General features: G+C 40.9%; 13 protein-coding genes. 5 read left to right on the forward strand and 8 right to left on the reverse strand.

The features are described 5' to 3' along the window. Positions 1-73: 73 nt before the first annotated feature. On the reverse strand, positions 74-1,378 hold the full coding sequence (gene metK, locus LN995_RS11445) for a methionine adenosyltransferase (protein ID WP_229961208.1): 1,305 nt from the start codon (positions 1,376-1,378) through the stop codon (positions 74-76). Positions 1,379-1,667: 289 nt separating this feature from the next. Here metK and LN995_RS11450 point away from each other — a divergent pair, with 289 nt between their 5' ends. Together LN995_RS11450 and LN995_RS11455 are read left to right on the forward strand one after the other, a co-directional pair. Further along, the gene (locus LN995_RS11450) at positions 1,668-2,471 is read left to right on the forward strand and encodes a phosphatase PAP2 family protein (protein WP_229961209.1); all 804 of its coding nucleotides are present in this window, start codon (positions 1,668-1,670) and stop codon (positions 2,469-2,471) included. A gap of 5 nt (positions 2,472-2,476) precedes the next feature. After that, complete coding sequence (locus LN995_RS11455) at positions 2,477-3,280, forward strand: phosphatase PAP2 family protein (RefSeq protein WP_229961210.1); 804 nt, start codon at positions 2,477-2,479, stop codon at positions 3,278-3,280. 61 nt (positions 3,281-3,341) lie between these two features. Here LN995_RS11455 and LN995_RS11460 read toward each other — a convergent pair whose 3' ends face one another. The 6 genes from LN995_RS11460 to LN995_RS11485 form a co-directional block, all read right to left on the reverse strand. Next, entirely contained in the window at positions 3,342-5,741 is a 2,400-nt protein-coding gene (locus tag LN995_RS11460) for a prolyl oligopeptidase family serine peptidase (RefSeq protein WP_229961211.1), read from the reverse strand. Positions 5,742-5,860: 119 nt separating this feature from the next. Beyond that, positions 5,861-7,534, reverse strand: coding sequence for an amidase (locus tag LN995_RS11465; protein ID WP_229961212.1), 1,674 nt, complete (start codon positions 7,532-7,534; stop codon positions 5,861-5,863). A gap of 217 nt (positions 7,535-7,751) precedes the next feature. Further along, on the reverse strand, positions 7,752-8,291 hold the full coding sequence (locus tag LN995_RS11470) for a hypothetical protein (RefSeq protein ID WP_229961213.1): 540 nt from the start codon (positions 8,289-8,291) through the stop codon (positions 7,752-7,754). A 24-nt stretch (positions 8,292-8,315) separates the two neighbouring features. Continuing rightward, complete coding sequence (locus LN995_RS11475) at positions 8,316-9,785, reverse strand: SusD/RagB family nutrient-binding outer membrane lipoprotein (RefSeq protein ID WP_229961214.1); 1,470 nt, start codon at positions 9,783-9,785, stop codon at positions 8,316-8,318. A gap of 11 nt (positions 9,786-9,796) precedes the next feature. Then, entirely contained in the window at positions 9,797-12,907 is a 3,111-nt protein-coding gene (locus tag LN995_RS11480) for a SusC/RagA family TonB-linked outer membrane protein (RefSeq protein ID WP_229961340.1), read from the reverse strand. A 678-nt stretch (positions 12,908-13,585) separates the two neighbouring features. Then, a complete protein-coding gene (locus LN995_RS11485; RefSeq protein ID WP_229961215.1) occupies positions 13,586-14,398 on the reverse strand; it encodes an MOSC domain-containing protein in 813 nt (270 codons plus the stop codon). 108 nt (positions 14,399-14,506) lie between these two features. Between LN995_RS11485 and LN995_RS11490 the strand changes: the two genes are divergently transcribed. Continuing rightward, positions 14,507-15,403 (forward strand): TraB/GumN family protein, encoded by an 897-nt coding sequence (locus LN995_RS11490; RefSeq protein ID WP_229961216.1) that lies wholly within the window; start codon positions 14,507-14,509, stop codon positions 15,401-15,403. A 136-nt stretch (positions 15,404-15,539) separates the two neighbouring features. On the opposite strand, the gene LN995_RS21910 is transcribed toward LN995_RS11490, so the two are convergent. Continuing rightward, on the reverse strand, positions 15,540-15,674 hold the full coding sequence (locus LN995_RS21910; protein ID WP_262910470.1) for a hypothetical protein: 135 nt from the start codon (positions 15,672-15,674) through the stop codon (positions 15,540-15,542). 18 nt (positions 15,675-15,692) lie between these two features. Here LN995_RS21910 and LN995_RS11495 point away from each other — a divergent pair, with 18 nt between their 5' ends. Both LN995_RS11495 and LN995_RS11500 read left to right on the forward strand, forming a co-directional pair. Continuing rightward, positions 15,693-16,226, forward strand: a complete 534-nt coding sequence (locus LN995_RS11495; protein ID WP_229961217.1) for a dihydrofolate reductase family protein — start codon at positions 15,693-15,695, stop codon at positions 16,224-16,226. Positions 16,227-16,416: 190 nt separating this feature from the next. Beyond that, positions 16,417-16,899 (forward strand): hypothetical protein, encoded by a 483-nt coding sequence (locus LN995_RS11500; RefSeq protein ID WP_229961218.1) that lies wholly within the window; start codon positions 16,417-16,419, stop codon positions 16,897-16,899. Positions 16,900-16,972 lie beyond the last annotated feature (73 nt).

Consider the following 16,972-nt stretch of genomic DNA (forward strand, 5'->3'; position numbering starts at 1 on the left):
GAATGGCCTGCTAAGTTTTAGCAGGCCATTCTCTTTTTAGTATAAAATAGAAAAGCTTATTATCTGAATATTACTACAGGTTAAATTCAGCTTTTATTTTATCAACATAGTCTAGTTTTTCCCAGGTAAACGTCTCGAATTCTTTTACCTCTTTCTGGCCATTTCTAGATATCTCTACTTGCTTTATACCCGGTGTTCTACCCATATGACCATAGGCAGCTGTTTCAGAGAAAATAGGGTTCTGTAAACCATAACGCTGTACAATGGCATACGGGCGCATATCGAACAGCTTTGCTACTTTTTCCGCAATTTCTCCATCGCTCATTGTGTTTCCGTCAGTAGATTTAACATTAGTAGAGCCATAAGTAGTAACATACAGACCTACAGGTTTAGCCACCCCAATAGCATAAGCTACCTGTACTAGCGCCTGGTCGGCCACTCCTGCAGCTACCAGGTTTTTAGCAATATGGCGTGCTGCATAAGCTGCTGAACGATCTACTTTAGAAGAATCTTTACCAGAGAAAGCCCCTCCACCGTGTGCACCTTTACCACCATATGTATCCACAATAATTTTACGGCCTGTTAAGCCAGTATCACCGTGTGGGCCACCAATTACAAACTTACCTGTTGGGTTAATGTGATAAACGATATCATCATTAAACAGCTTCTGTATACGCTCCGGCAACTGCTTTAGCACACGCGGAATTAAAATGTTAGCAACATCTTCTGATATTTGCTGCACCATTTTCTTCTCTGCTTCATCCTTGGCTTCATTGGTATCGCTTTCAGGCATTATGAACTCATCGTGCTGTGTAGAGATTACAACAGTGTCAATTTTCTCCGGCACATGGTTATCGTTGTAGCGAATAGTTACCTGCGACTTTGCATCAGGGCGCAGGTAAGTCATCTCTTTACCTTCTTTGCGAACAGCAGCCAGCTCCTGCAACAGCAGGTGAGAAATGCTAAGTGCTAATGGCATGTAGTTGTCGGTCTCGTTGGTGGCATAGCCAAACATCATTCCCTGGTCACCTGCCCCCTGATCTTCCGGATTAGCACGCTCCACTCCCTGGTTAATGTCGCTTGACTGCTCATGTATAGCCGAGATAACACCACAGGCATCCGCATCAAATTTATACTCTGATTTGGTATAGCCTATGCGCTTGATCACATCTCGTGCAACTTTTTGCACATCTACATAGGCTTCGGTTTTCACCTCGCCACTTAACACCACTAAGCCAGTGGTTACTAACGTTTCACAAGCTACTTTAGACTGTGGGTCCTGCTTTAAGAATTCATCAAGCAGCGCATCAGAAATCTGGTCTGCAACTTTATCTGGATGTCCTTCTGATACAGACTCAGAAGTAAATAAATATGGCATTTAATAAAGGTTTAGGTACAAAGTATAAACCAGCTACACATTTTGGCAGCGGCTACAAAACTAAAAGAATTCCATCACAACTTAAAACATTATGTAAAACAGAAACCTAAATTGTAGTTTAAATCACTTCTCCCATAATACTTATGGTTAAAACATTTCTTTGTTGCACATTAAATACTTTTACTGGAATTAATTCAACAAGAAAATGCAGTACAGTTTTAGTACAAAACTTTTTAAACATGGCCGCGTTTCATAAACATTAAATTATATTATTTCCTTAACAGAATTTATGAAACAAATTATAGCTCTAATCACTCTATTAACCTTTTTAAGCGGGCGAGCTTATTGTCAGGACAACTCACCTTATAAAATTAATCCTAAAGTTGATATTCCAGTAACTGTTGCTGGTATGGGCCTTAGCTTTTACGGCATGAAAAAGATGCAAGACAAAGAGGGCCTGACGGAACAAGAGGTACTGGAGCTTGACAGAAACGATATTAATAAGTTTGACAGATTCTCTGCTGGCTACGATTCCGAATCTGCCGAAAAAATAAGCGATTTTCCTTTTTATGGTTCTTTTGCAGCCCCCTTTCTGCTGTTGTTAGATGATGAGGTGCGTGGGAATGCGGCCCAAATTGGTTTTTTATATCTGGAAACAATGGCTATTACCGGAGCTCTCTGGACTAATGCCAACGGCCATGTAGAGCGTGTTCGTCCGAACGCTTATAGCCCTGATATTGAGTTATCAGAAAAGATGAGAAGTAACACCAAGAATGCTTTTTATGGCGGACACAACTCTGCAACAGCAGCCGCCACTTTCTTTGCAGCTAAAATCTTCAACGATTTCAATCCAGACTCACCTGCGAGACCTTATGTTTGGGCAGCGGCAGCGACAGTACCTGCAGCCGTTAGTTATTTAAGGGTTAAAGCAGGTAAGCACTTCCTCAGCGATGTTATTCTAGGTTATATAGTAGGTGCCGGTACTGGTATTCTGGTACCTCAATTGCACAAGAAATCAAATAAGACCAACTTAAGTATTGTGCCAGTGTCTTCCCGAAACTACAACGGTGCTATGTTTACCTACAGCTTCTAAATACAATGAAGAAGATACTGACATGCTGGCTCTTACTTTCCTGCTTTTTGCAGCAAGCAGGCTGGTGCCAGGCCCCAGTTTCGTCCTATAAAACCAGTTGGCTTCGCGATGGAGCCATTACAGTAGCAGGTATAAGCGCCGCTGCAGTGGGTAGTAGTATACTTACAAACAAGGAAAAGCTAACGGAGGAGGACCTGGTAGGCCTGAGCAAAAATGATGTAGTCTGGTTTGATCGCTTTTCGGCAGGTAATCACAGTTCAAAGGCAGAACAAGTTAGCGATGTCTTTTTTTATGGCTCTTTTGTAACACCAATGCTGCTCCTATTTGATGATAAGATCAAACAAGATGCTCCACAGGTGTATTTACTTTATGCAGAGGCAATGTCTATCGCCGGAGGAATTTATAGCTTAACAGCCGGCCTCACAAACCGTAAAAGGCCCAATGTATATGCCGTGGATGCGCCTCTGGATGTACGACTACACAAGTACGCCAGAAACTCTTTTTATGGTGGACACACAGCTGCCACAGCTACTGCCACTTTCTTTCTGGCAAAGGTGTTTCATGATTTTAATCCAGGCTCACCAGCTGAGCCCTTTATATGGGCTGCAGCAGCCGCTGTACCTGTTACTGTTGGCTACCTGCGCATGAGAGCCGGCAAGCACTTCCTGAGCGATAACCTTGTTGGTTATGCTATTGGTGCTTCTATCGGTATTCTGGTACCTGAGCTGCATAAACGAAGCTCTAAGGTTTCACTTACGCCCGCCAGTACGGGTATGTACAATGGCATGGCGATCACATACAAATTTTAAATTTTCCAGAAGAACAGCAAAGCAAAAGAGGCTCCTTTATGAGAGCCTCTTTTGCTTTAACCTACTCCTTTAGATTTTCCTCAAAAAGTTTAAAGATTCGCTTGTACTCATCCGTCCAGCTGGATGGCTGCTCAAAACCATGATTCTCTACCGGGTATACGGCTAATTCCCAGTTGTCTTTCCCTAATTCAATCAGGCGCTGCGACAGTCTTACTATATCCTGGAAGTGTACGTTTGTATCCACCATGCCATGGCACATTAAAAGAGCGCCTTTTAAACCATCAGCATAATAAATAGGTGAACTTTTAGCATAGGCCAGGCTATCGGTTTGTGGTGTGTTTAAAATGTTAGACGTGTAGCCATGGTTATAGTGTGCCCAATCTGTAACAGAACGCAAGGCAGCTCCTGCAGCAAATATATCTGGTTCTGTAAACATGGCCATTAAAGTTATAAAGCCCCCGTAAGAGCCACCATAAATGCCTATACGCTTCGGGTCAACCTGGTATTTATCCACCAGCAGCCGGGCTCCATCTACCTGGTCGCTTAAATCCTTACCGCCCATGAATCGATAGATTCCAGTACGAACATCACGTCCGTAACCTGCGCTTCCTCTGTAGTCTACATCCAGCACCGTGTAACCATTATCTACTAAAAAATTATGAAACATGTACTCCCTGAAATAACTGCTCCACCATTTATGTGCATTCTGCAAATACCCCGCACCATGCACAAAAATAACAGCCGGCCCATTGGCCTGTGCATTTTCAGGGCGATAAAGCCGAGCATACACCTCCTGCCCATCTTTGGCATTGAAAGAAATTACCTCTGGGTCTCGCCAGTCATAAGACTTAAATTCTTCTGTAAGAGAATGCGTAACTTGTACAGGCTTCGCGTCCCTCTTATTATCCATCACAAAAAGCTCCCAAGGTTTATTACTGTAAGAGTAACGGATAGCCAGCTTTTTCTCATCAGGAGACAACTGTACTTCATGGGCGCCAGTCATTGAGGTTAGCTGCACCATTTCTCCGCCCTGCAACGGCATACGGTAAAAGTGCTGCTCCCCTGGGTGTACTTTGTTGGCTGTAAAATACCAGTTCTTCTTGTCGTCAGACATACGTACATCAGAAACTTCAAACTTGCCGCTTGTCAGGGCTTTTTTCTTTCCGCTGTTAATGTTTACTGCATACAGGTGCGAATAGCCACTTTCTTCTGATTGGAACCACACATGCTCATTGTCTGGCATCCAGCCAACGCTACCGGCACCATAAGCTATACCAGGTCCATTTATCCAGGCGTCATCATGCTGACGGTCTAATACCGTTAGCTTGCCTGTTGCAGGCTCCAGCCTCATGATCCAACGGTCTTTATTATCAGCAGAGCGCGCCACTACAACTGCACTTTTACCATTGTCTGACCAGTAAGGCCCAAAAATTGTTGTGGCACGCGCTGTCTTTTTAGCAGCCTTACTTGTTGTTCCATTGGCTGTACTAGTCTCAGCTTTTGTTTCCTGCAGATAAGCTGGCTGGTCATATATACCTTCTACATCTTTCATTGAGACAGCATAGGTCGTGTCGTGCTTTGTGTCATACACAAAGAACTCATACGATGCCTGCTCATCTCCTACTTTTGTGCGTGTATCAATGTCTTCTGTATATCCAGAGGCCGTAACAAACTCAGGCACAACAGCAATTTTCGCACTTTTAGGACGCTCAACTAAATAATACGTCACAAAACGCTCATCCGGACTTAGTACAACATTGCTTACAGATTTATCACCTGTATAAATTTCCTTTGGTCGTGCAGGTGCACCCGCTTTCTGCTGCTTTTTCTGTGCCTTCTCCTCTGTCTCACGCTCACGCACTATTTCCAGCAATGCCAGTTGTTGCTCTTCCAGCCATTTTTTCTGCAGGCTTTTAGTATCACCTTCCGCTGACTTTTTACCTTTCCTGAAATCTGTAAGCTGTGTTGTCTGTCCGTTACTGACGCTCCAGGCAAACATATTGTTGTCTTTCAGGAAAACCACTTCCTGCTCATCAAAGCTGAAAGAAGGACTACTTTCACGCTCAACCGTGTTGGTTATCTGTTGTGTTCTGCCTGACTTAATATCAAGTAAGAAGATATCGCCGTTCTTTTCATACACTTTTTGGGTTTCTTTTTTGTTGTAGCGGCCATAAGGTGATGGCAGATTACGGCGTTCCAGCGCACTTACTTTTTGGATGTTCTTACCGCCTGCTGACACACTATAAAGGGAGTCACTGCGGTTTCCATCCTGGTTCCAGTTAAAGTAAATCTTTTTGCCGTCTTCAGACCAGAAGACATTGCTGGGTGAGGTGCCAATCCATTTCGGATCGCGCATGATTTTCTCAACGCTAAGCACCATCTTTTGGTCCTGCGCCTGCAGTGCACTGCTGCAAAGCATTAGCCAACCCATGAGTGCTACAGCTCTTTTCTTGAATAACATTATTTTAGGTTTTGTAGATTAGGTAGTCACTAGTTCAGCTTCCAAATTAATCAAAAAGATAAAGGCAGCCAACTCTCTAGTAGTTGTGGCTGCCTTTACTCTCATGTTATTACTTAAGCTTATTTTTTTACAGAAAAATCCAGTGATGGATGCTGTTCCTCGTGGTTTGTCAGATCCTGGTAAAACTTTGCAAAAGCTATCAGTTGTGCCTCTCCAAAAAGTTTACCCATAAAAGTTATGGTTGTCGGCATGCCATTTTTCTGAAATCCATTTGGCACAACCACACAAGGATGCCCGGTAAGATTTGTTACCACCAGGTTGTCGCTGGCAAACGAAGGGCTAATATATACATCTACATCTTTCAGCTTTTCCTGCATTTGCTGTACTAACAGTGATCTTACACGCTGCGCTTGCAGATATTCTACGGCAGGCACAAACCTTGCTGCTCTAAACGTGTTTGGCCAAGCATTTTTATGCTGCTGCACCAGCAGGGTGTCTCGTCCACTGCGGGTTAGCTCATCAAAAGCTGCCGCTCCTTCTACAGATATAGTTAAGGTTAAATCACGCACAGGCAGATCAGGCAGTTCAACAGGCACCATCTCTATACCTGCCTTTTGTAAGGCATCAAGTGTAGCCTGATCATTTTCTTTAAAACCATAATCCCTTGCAAAATCGTTTTTCAGATAACCAACCCGTAATTTCTTTGGATTGATGTTCTGGTTGTAGTTAAATGGCGCATCGTACAGAGACAAGTCTTTGCCGTCAGGTCCATAAATGGCATTGAATACAATAGCACAATCCTCAGCAGAACGTGCAATCGGACCTATTTTATCCATAGACCAGCTCAACGCCATCGCACCATAACGACTTACTCTACCAAATGTTGGCCTTAGCCCTGTTGTACCGCAAGCTGTAGACGGAGACACAATAGAGCCTAATGTTTCTGTACCAATAGCATAAGGCAACAAGCCTGCTGCTACTGCAGAAGCAGACCCTGCAGATGAACCGCTGGATCCCTTATTGATGTCCCAAGGGGAGCGCGTTTTACCACCGTACCATACATCGCCCATAGCCAAAGCACCAAGCGTTGTTTTAGCGACCAACACACCTCCGGCATCCTGCAAACGCTGCACTACTGTAGCATCCTCATCTATTACCTGATCTTTATAGGGCATAGCTCCCCAAGTAGTTTTGTACTTTCGGGTGGATAGCAGGTCTTTTACACCAAAGGGTATACCGTGCAGCATACCTTTATACTTCCCTGCTTTTATCTCCTTGTCTGCTTGCCGTGCCTGTTGCATCGCCAGCTCTTCTGTTAAGGTTGTCACACATTCCAACGTAGGAGCATATTCTTTCAGGCGGTTCAGGTAAAATGTTGTCAGCTCTTCTGATGAAATCTGTTTTGTACGAATAAGCTCCGCTAGTTGCGGAATGGAGTAAAATGCCAGTTCATCACGATTCTTAGGCAATTTAACCTTTGCCGGACGTGCCACCTCAAAAGGAGTTCTTTCTTGCTCAAAACTATAACCTACCGGAATTGGATTGAACACTAATGCTGGCGCTACATTGTTTGGCAATGGTACTTTACGAATACGCTCATAGCCTTCTCTGACATCTTCCATTTCGGAAGTAGCAGAGTCTAACTGAGCATTAGTGAAGTTTATTCCTATTAGCTTCTGCGCCTCCTGCAGCACGGGCACTGTTATTTTATTATCGGCTATTTTAGAGATAAAGGCACCGGAGAGGAAGCAGGCCGCGCCAATTAAAGATATGTATGCTTTACTTTTTTTCATCTGAAATATAAGGTTATAACAATATTAAAAACATAAGCAATGCATCTAATTAAAAGTACAAACTTTCCAAAATCTTCTACACTACAAGAGCAATTTTGTTTAATAATGGTCACCTTCTTTTGATGCTACTTTTGTGACTTTTACATAATAGAAAAAGTCCTTGCCGGAAGGACCGGCAAGGACTTTTAATAGTAATAACGTTAATAGACTTTAAACATTATTCTGTCAATCTTACTCTTACTTGTACAGGAATAATTGTTTGATCATTATCTAAAGTAATCAAAAACATAAAAGCAATCTCGCCACCGTCTTTAACTAATTTATTATCATCAGTTTTAGCAGCTTCTTCTGTTTTAGATTTAAACTCCTCTAATGTAGTTGTAAATGTTGCAGTAGTACTATTTACTGGAATAGGAGTAGCATTATTATAACTAACAACTGCAACTTTACCAGTTTTATCAGCTACATCAGCACTTGTAACAGTACCAGCATTGATGCTTGTAGAGCCAGCCACAATTTTGGTGATTTCTTTGATAGTTCTTCCACTATTTTCTGGAATAGCAAGTGTAAATTCTATATTTCCTCCACCAGAAATAGAATGGGTTATATATGGATTAAAACCATAAGTCGTCGTTCCAGGAAATGTCACTGGAATTTCAGGTCTGTTATCACTATAAAACTCAGTATATTCATCCTTTTCACAAGATGTAAGAGCTACAGTAAATAAAAGACTAAATAATAATATGATATTTTTCATTTCTTTTAATTATAAGATTATAACTTAATCAACATCCCACCAGACAGGAACATTGGGATATATGTTGTTAGGAAAGTTAGGATTTCTAGCAACTTCCTGATTAATATATTGTGCACGAACTGGTCTCGTTCCATCAATTCCAACTGCATTTTGATGAGGAGCTAAGGTGGGATACCCTGTCCTTCTCCAGTCATTCCATTGCTCTAATCCATTTCCGTACATAGAGATATATTTCTGAGTTATAATCTGCTGTATTTTATTTTCATCAGACCCAGTCAATGTAACTACATTAGGATTATTCGTGAAGTAAATATCTATATCGGCATCAGCAATCCCAGCTGATTTCATAGAAGCACGAATCCCCTCTGCATATAAAGTTTGTGGATCGCCTGTAGTTCCTAAACGCACAGCTGCTTCTGCTAACATAAAGGCACGCTGCCAGTTTGTAATCAAACGTACCGGACCAACACCATTTTCACCTGTTACATAAGTACTAAACATTGATCTATCGGCTGCTTTAGGAGCAGTACCTGCGAACCCATTATCAATGGTAACATACTCACCTGTAGGCTTTGTCACGAATTGTGGTAAACGAGGATCATTCAGGCTTTGTAACAAAGAGACAAAACGGGTACTAATTAACTGATCTGTTGAGAATGATGAGTTATAAGTATAAGTATAAATTGGGCTTTGACTACCAACTTGACCACCAAACTTAACAGATAAATTTTGGTCATTGTTCACAATATAGCTTCCTCCTTGCACTACTTCCTCTATAACACTTCTGGCAACCTCTGGCTCCACAACACTTATCTGAGTAGCTAGTTTTAATAGCAAAGTGTTACCAGCTCTCTTCCAATCCGAAATGTCACCACCATAAACTAAATCATCATTACCTGGGTTGACAGCACTAGCTCTATCTAAATCTGCAAGGCCTTCTCTAACTAAGTCGAATAAGCTTTGAATACCTTTTTCGCTATTGCCCAAATAGATATCTCTTTGCTCATCTAAACGTGGTTGAGTATTCTCATCACCTTGCAACGCCTCTGAATATGGTACATCACCCCACACATCTGTTGCAAGAGTAAAGGTATAAGCTTTCATGATTTTAGCGATACCAACGTATGAGTACGCATTAATTTCCTCCGCTACAGAAATTAATTGATCATAATTTACCAATGCGCCGCCATAAATCTCAAATCTCCACTGATTTCCAAAATCAGCTCCATCAGTATTGTACCTATCCCATGATGCAGGGCTACCTGCAGCTCCAGCTGTTACGCTCATGATTACACTTGCAAACCTATTAAGATCATTTGCGTTGGCAAATGCTGACCCTGCTAATCCTGTCGGTAATAGAGTAGAAGGAGGAACTTCAGTTGGGTTATTTGGAGTTGCATTGATATCTAAATAATCAGAGCAAGATGTTAATGCTGTTGAAAGAGCAATAGTTACCCCAAAAACAATATTCTTCTTTATTTTTGAAAATTTCATATTTAGCTTAATTAAAAAGTCACACGAAGGTTGACACCATAATTCTTAGTAGCTGGCACACCATTTAGGTCTAAACCTTGGATATTACCGGCTCCTTGCGTATTGATTTCAGGATCGCCAGGAAAGCCTGGAGCATATAAGAACAAGTTTCTTCCGCTTACACTAACAGTAACACCACCGAAAGGAGTTCTATTAAGCATAGCTTTTGGTAAAGAATATGCCAAAGAAACCTCTCTTAATCTATAAGCAGTTGCATCAAATACTGCAGCCTCAGAAGCTAAGCCTCCTAAACCTGACCAATAAGTTTGAGCTGAAACCTGAATATTATTAGGTCTGTATGTTCCATCTCCGTTTGCAATCACTCCTGGTAAAATGCGTGGTTGATCACGATCTACGCCTGTCATTTCAACCTGCCCGCCAGAACGCATATCCACTTGAGAGAAAGAATAAAGCTGGCCACCCTTGTTGATGTCAAACAGAGCAGATAAAGCAAGTCCTTTATAATTAAATGTATTAGTAATACCAGCAATCCAATCTTTTTGTGGATTAGCAATTACTTCTCCTGCAACTCCTGGCATAAATCCACCTGTACTTGGATTAATTAACAATTCTCCTGCTTCATTTCTGGCATTTGCTGTACCAATAATTACACCATAAGGCTGGCCCACCGCTATTGATGGAGCAATTCCAATAAATGAATTACCGGTAATAGTAGAGTTTTCTACATCAGGTGCAATTTCTATAACTTTGTTACGGATTCGGGTAAAGTTTACGAGTACATCCCATGTAAAGTCACCTGTTTTAATAGGAGTACCAGACAATTGAAGCTCAATACCTTTATTCTGCATCTCTCCAACGTTTGTTGTTCTAGTGTCATATCCAGAAGAGTTAGATACTGCTACGTTGAAAATTTGATTGGTGCTTTTTGTATTAAAGTATGTAAAGTCAATTCCTAGACGGTTGTTAAAAAAGCCAAGGTTTACGCCTCCCTCATAAGAAGTAACAAACTCAGGCTTAAGATTCATTGAACCTATACGACTACCAATTTGGAAACCTGGAATACTTGTTCCACCGACAGATAGAGGAAAACTGATACTGGCTACGTTATTACCAAACCCGGCAGTTGTGAAAACTGATTGTAACAAGTATGGATCTGCATCACGACCTACTCGTGCAATGTTACCTCTTACTTTTGCATATGAAAGAATGTCAGACTGGAAGTTAAATGCTTCTGTAGGAACAAAACTTAATGCAACAGAAGGATAAAAATAAGCATTTTCGTTCGCAGGCAACGTTGAAGATTGATCAACACGGCCAGAAAGTTCTAGGAACAAATACGATTTATAATCTAAAGAAAGTTGGCCATAATGCCCAACTAAACGTCTTTGCGTATTCGACTCGTAAGAACCAGTGAATACGGATCCGTTACTAACGTTATCAAAGCCAGGAATAGTTAATGCTTCTGCTACAACTCCTGATTGTCTTGAAGTCCGCTGATTTATGTTCTGACCTAATAATAAACTAGCATTCAGGCCCTCTGTAAAGATATCATTTTTATTAGCACGAATAAGTAAATCTCCATTTAGTTCAGATCTGAAGCGCATATCCTGATCTATTTGACCTTGAGGAGCTCTTGCAGCGCCAATTCTCAATACTTGTCTTCTATTGTCTGTGTAAGTATCAGCTGTTACACGATAGCTTACATTCAACCAGTCAGTAATATCATAACCTATTGATAGGTTACCGAAAACACGGTCTACATTACTCTCGAAAAACTCGTTTTCCAAGCTCCAAAGCGGATGGTTCTGACCTGGTAGGAAGTAAATACTATTACCAGATTCATCTTTGTACGGCATCCCCATTAAATCATAGCTTCTAGGAATACGGGTAATTTGACCAAAGGCACTACCACCGTTACCCATAGTAGTATTGCGCTGAGAGGTTTTCACATACGTAATTGTACCTCCAAGTTTTATACCATTTTTCAGCTTAGAGTTACCACCTACCTGAACATTGTGACGGTTAAAATCACTTTCACGCACTATACCATCTTGTAGGGTACTTGAAATAGCTGCAGCAAAATTATTATCCTGATCTCCTCCTGCAATGTTCAATGAATTCTGCAAGATTCTTCCTGTTTGATAGAAATCTTTTATGTTATCAGGATAAGCTTGATAAGGAACAGTTTCTCCCCAGGATGTGGTAACAGTTTCATATCCTTCTGTACCAAATCTTGGCCCCCAGGAAGAAGTAGTGTTATTAACATAGTTATTTTGAGTTCCTTGTCCATACTCATTCTGGAACTCGGGCAAGTAAGCAGCTTTCTGCCAGTTAACAGAAGAGTTAAAAGTAACTTCTGTTTTACCTTTCAGTCCTTTGCCGCTCTTAGTAGTAATCACAATCACACCAGCTGATGCTCTAGATCCGTACAATACTGATGCTGCCGGGCCTTTCAATACGTTAATGGATTCAATACTTTCAGGGTTGATATCTGAAATACGACCTGATGGTTGAGAACCAAAAAGAGTATTTTGTGAGTTATCAACATCATTACTAAAAATGATACCATCTACCACAATCAGTGGCTGGTTACTACCATTGAAAGAAGTAATACCACGAATGTTGATATTTGTTGATGCACCAGGAGCGCCAGAAGAACTTGTTATGTTAACACCTGACACTTTACCTTGTAGAGCATTTAGCACATTAGGTTCTGAACGCTGAGAAACAGCTTCACCTTGAACGCTCTGAGTAGAGTAACCCAACGAACGAACATCTCTTTCAATACCCTGAGCAGTTACTACAACTTCACTTAGCTGCTTTGAGTCAATTCCTAAGGCCACATTTACTGTACTAGCATTCCCTATAGAGCGCTCAACAGTTGCATAACCAATAAAACGAAAAACTAAAGTGTTCCCGTTACTTGGAACATTAATAGCGTAAGTTCCATCGGTACTAGTAGCAGTACCAACTGAGGTTCCTTTTACTAAGACAGATACTCCAGGTAATCCCTGGCCAGTTTCTTGATCAGTTACCCTTCCGGTAACTGTTTTACTTTGCGCCCAAGTTTGTACGACAAGCGCGAGCACAAAGATGAAACTGAGTAGTAAACTCTTCTTCATATACGACTTTGTTTTGGTTGAATTGTGTAAATTTAGATTAGTTGAATTCTCAAATATAGGCACAATAACACAAATGCAAAATAAACTAAACTAAAAGTTAGTAAAATTTCATCCAATTCATGTTTTATATGGAAACCCATACCAAGAAAGACCCGTATGTTTCTTTTTTTTAATAAAAATTTACTTTTACCCCTGCATTTAAAGGCAGTCATATCAAAATCTACAACAATAATGTTTAAACACTTTACAAGTGACTTTAAATGTACCTGCTATTTTAATCCTATTTTTATTACTTTAAAACAAGGCTGTTCCATTGCATTTAAAGGCGCAAATATGTGATGAGAATAAAAGCAATGGCTACTTTATAGGCAAGATTGCGCAAGCATGATATCAAACTACTTCTTCTATAAACTGCTTCTTATACCAACTTTACATGAAGTTCATTTATGTTTCCTTCACAATTTTGCCAGTAGACCTTTATCAATAACTGATTATAGCATTATTAGATAAGCAGTTATTAACTTACAACTTATGTTATATAACAAACAGTTGTAAGTTAATTAAGCAATACAATAGAATTAAGCTTCATTGTCAGCTTATGAAACATCCATATTGCCTAGCAGTTGTAACTGTGCTTTCTCTTATTACAAAATCATCATACAGATACTGTTACTAAACTTATTTCCAGCTTTGCACTGCCAGTTTATCTCCAACCTTAACAACACCAGCACCAGCATGCACCAGGTTTTGCCCGAACATCACTTTGTTATTTACCCGACGGTAAGAGGACAATGTTTTTAAAGGTTCGGCAGCCTTCTCTCCTGTATTCTGGTTGATGGTAGTAACTACGCAACGGGCACAAGGTTTTGCCACTCTGAAAGCAATTGCACTAATGGTAAAATCAACAAAGGTATCTTCGGTGAAAGCCGTACCTCCACGAAAAACAAAATTAGGCCGGAACCTATTCATAGGCACAGGTTCTTTTAAACGGCTGTTCAAGTCTTCTAAGGAAGCCTGTCCAATCATGAGAAACGGATAGCCATCAGCAAAGCTTACAATCTCGCCTTGCTGTGCGTACTTTTGATCAACGAGGCGCTGTGTAGTAGTGGGCATGAGCACTAATCTTGCGGGCATTTGCAATGCATCAGAAAACCACTTACTGATCTCATTGCTTACTTCCAATGCCGTACATACATCGTCCCATATTGTAACAGCCACCTCTTTATCAGTATGTTCGTTACAAGGAACAAAAATTGGTTCGAGCAGACCTTGCTTGTGTGTAACAGATAAGCCATCCTCCTGCAAAGTCACCTGCAGGAGCGCCATCTGGGAGTGCTGCCGCTGTGTCAGGAAGTTGCCCTCTTTGTCTACTAGCATCCAGCGCCGGTCATAGCGCAAGCCTCTTTCTTCCACCTCTGCCTGTTGCACACTAATTCCGCCTAAGGATTTGATGGGATAAATAAATATTTCTGACAAGTATAGATCTTCCATAATACAGCATGTGTTTACTAAGCCCCAATGAACTTAGTGTTGCAGGCCGCAAATTTATAGTTAAATTGCATAGTTACAAGAACTTAAGCATAATCCTTTAAAAAGCAAATGCAAAGATTTCACACACTGTACCTGAAGTCACTCCTTCTGTTGCTGTTTTTGCTAACCAGTTTTGCCACAATCAAAGCCGGAGCAAATAATAACGAAAAAGCATTGTTATGGGAGATTTCGGGTAAAGGATTAAAACAGCCATCCTACATATTCGGCACCATACATGCCATTTGTCAGGATGAATTCACAATGCCCGAAGCTGTAAAAGCACGACTACAGCAAACAGAGCAGCTTTCTTTAGAAGTAGACATGGATGCGCCCAGTTTCATGACAGAGATGCAGCAAAGCCTGATCTTACAAAACGGCGGCAGTTTAAAAAGCTTTTTTACAGAAGAAGAGTATAAAACTCTGTCAGAATACTTTGCCAGTAACTTAGGCATCCCATTGCAGCAGGTAGATATGCTGAAGCCACTGACATTGTACTCCATGTTGTTATCGCAGCTAACAGATTGCCAGACGGTGATGCTGGAGCAGCAATTAATGGAAATGGCACATGCTCAGGGTAAAGAAATAATTGGAGTTGAAACAGTAAAAGAACAGATAGCCGCTATGGAACAAATACCAGTGCAGATACAGGTAAACATGCTCATGGAAACTGTTCGGGAAATGGATAAAGCCAAAGCAGACTATCGGGAAATGGTAGCGCTCTATCTAAATAAGGATGTGCAGGGCTTGTTTGAGGTTTCCAGGAAAGACTTTACAGCAGAAGAGTATAAAGCGTATGAAGAAGCTTTCCTGACAAGCCGAAACAAGCGCTGGATACCTGTTATAGAACGAGAAGTAAAGAGCAGGCCCACCTTTTTTGCAGTTGGTACCGGCCATTTAGCTGGTCAAAACGGATTGCTAGAATTATTGCGCAAGCAAGGTTATACAATAAAACCGGTATTGGAGTAAAAGAGGCTCTTTATCTGTAAAGAACAAAGTTGTTAGACTGGCTGCGGCTCTTTTGTTGATACTTTCTCACCTAAATTTAAAGAAGTTGGTTCTAGCCTTTTGTGCCTAATGGGCACAATTTATCAGCTTCTGATTCTCATTTAACTGTGTAAACTTTCTCAACGGCTGTAACCTCTGCCATCTGAATCCCGATAAGCTTCATCAAAAGACGCATAACTACAATAACTGTCACAGCTTCATCAGATGCGGCTTTAAGCTTAAGCTTTTTCACCAGCACTTGTATCACACTATGAGAAAAATCGTACTTTATATTGCCGCCAGCTTAGACGGTTACATCGCTCGGTCCAATGGGAACATCGATTGGCTTCATGATGAAAAATATACAATACCAGACGAGGACTTTGGCTACAGCGCCTTTATGAAAACCATTGACACAACGCTGATGGGGCATAGCACCTACAAAGAAATATTAAGCTTCGACGCTCCTTTTCCTTACCTAGACACGAAAAACTTTGTTTTCTCCAGATCGCTTAAGCAGAACACAGAAGATGTAGAGTTTATAAACAATGATGCAGCTGAATTTATAAAGCAGTTAAAGCAGCAACCTGGCAAAGATATCTGGTTAATTGGCGGCGGACAATTGAATACACTTGTACTAAACACAGGACTACTCGACAAAATTATTCTAACCTATATTCCCATTGTTCTTGGAGAGGGCATTCCAATTTTCACCAAAGGCACTAAAGAGCAAAAGCTAAAACTGAAGCAATTGGAAAGCAAGCAGTACAGCAATGGCTTTGTACAGGCTGTTTATAACATTTAGTTACTTTATTAGCCCTCTTTTCTACTCCGATATTATTCAGAAGCACGATGTGGCTTTACATTTTTTATCAAATTACATGAAAAACAGCTGACATAAGGTTTTTCCTTACCTTTGCCCACAGTAAACATGTAATTACAGCTATGCCAGCAGGTAGCAGGTATAGTTTTCATGCAATTGATTTTATTTCACATTGGATACACAGATAAAAAAACAGATTAAGGTACTGGCTATTTACCAGATTATAGGCGGCCTTTTAGGTATCGGAATCACTATTTGGGTAATGTTCCGCGGAGAAAGTATCTTAACACAACAGGTCTTACGCATTTCTCTGTTTGCAGCAGGACTATATGTGTTTTCTATCCTTTGCGGTAGAATGCTGTTCCGAAATGTACAGCGTGGCCTTATGCTTTCTATTATTAACCAGGTGCTACAGGTTGTCTATTTCACGTTCGGAGCTTACGGCTTCCAGTATGTATCCGGCCTCCGAATTGGGCTTGGCTTCGATATGATCGGCTCCTGGACTTTTAAATTCCGTATAGCTCTCTCTTCTTTTCAGTTCGACTTAGGTGCCGATACAGGTCAAAAGTTCATTGGGGTTAACCTGATAGCACTGTTCCTTATTTTCTGGATAGAAAAGATGCAGGAGAAGGTAAGGCAAAAAGCCATAAGGTAACTGTAGAAAAAGCAACAAGCCGTCACAAGTGAAGGAAGCAAGGCTTTACTTGCAGCGGTTTGATAACATTTTA

It is taken from the genome of Pontibacter silvestris, from assembly GCF_020907275.1.
Lineage (GTDB): Bacteria > Bacteroidota > Bacteroidia > Cytophagales > Hymenobacteraceae > Pontibacter > Pontibacter silvestris.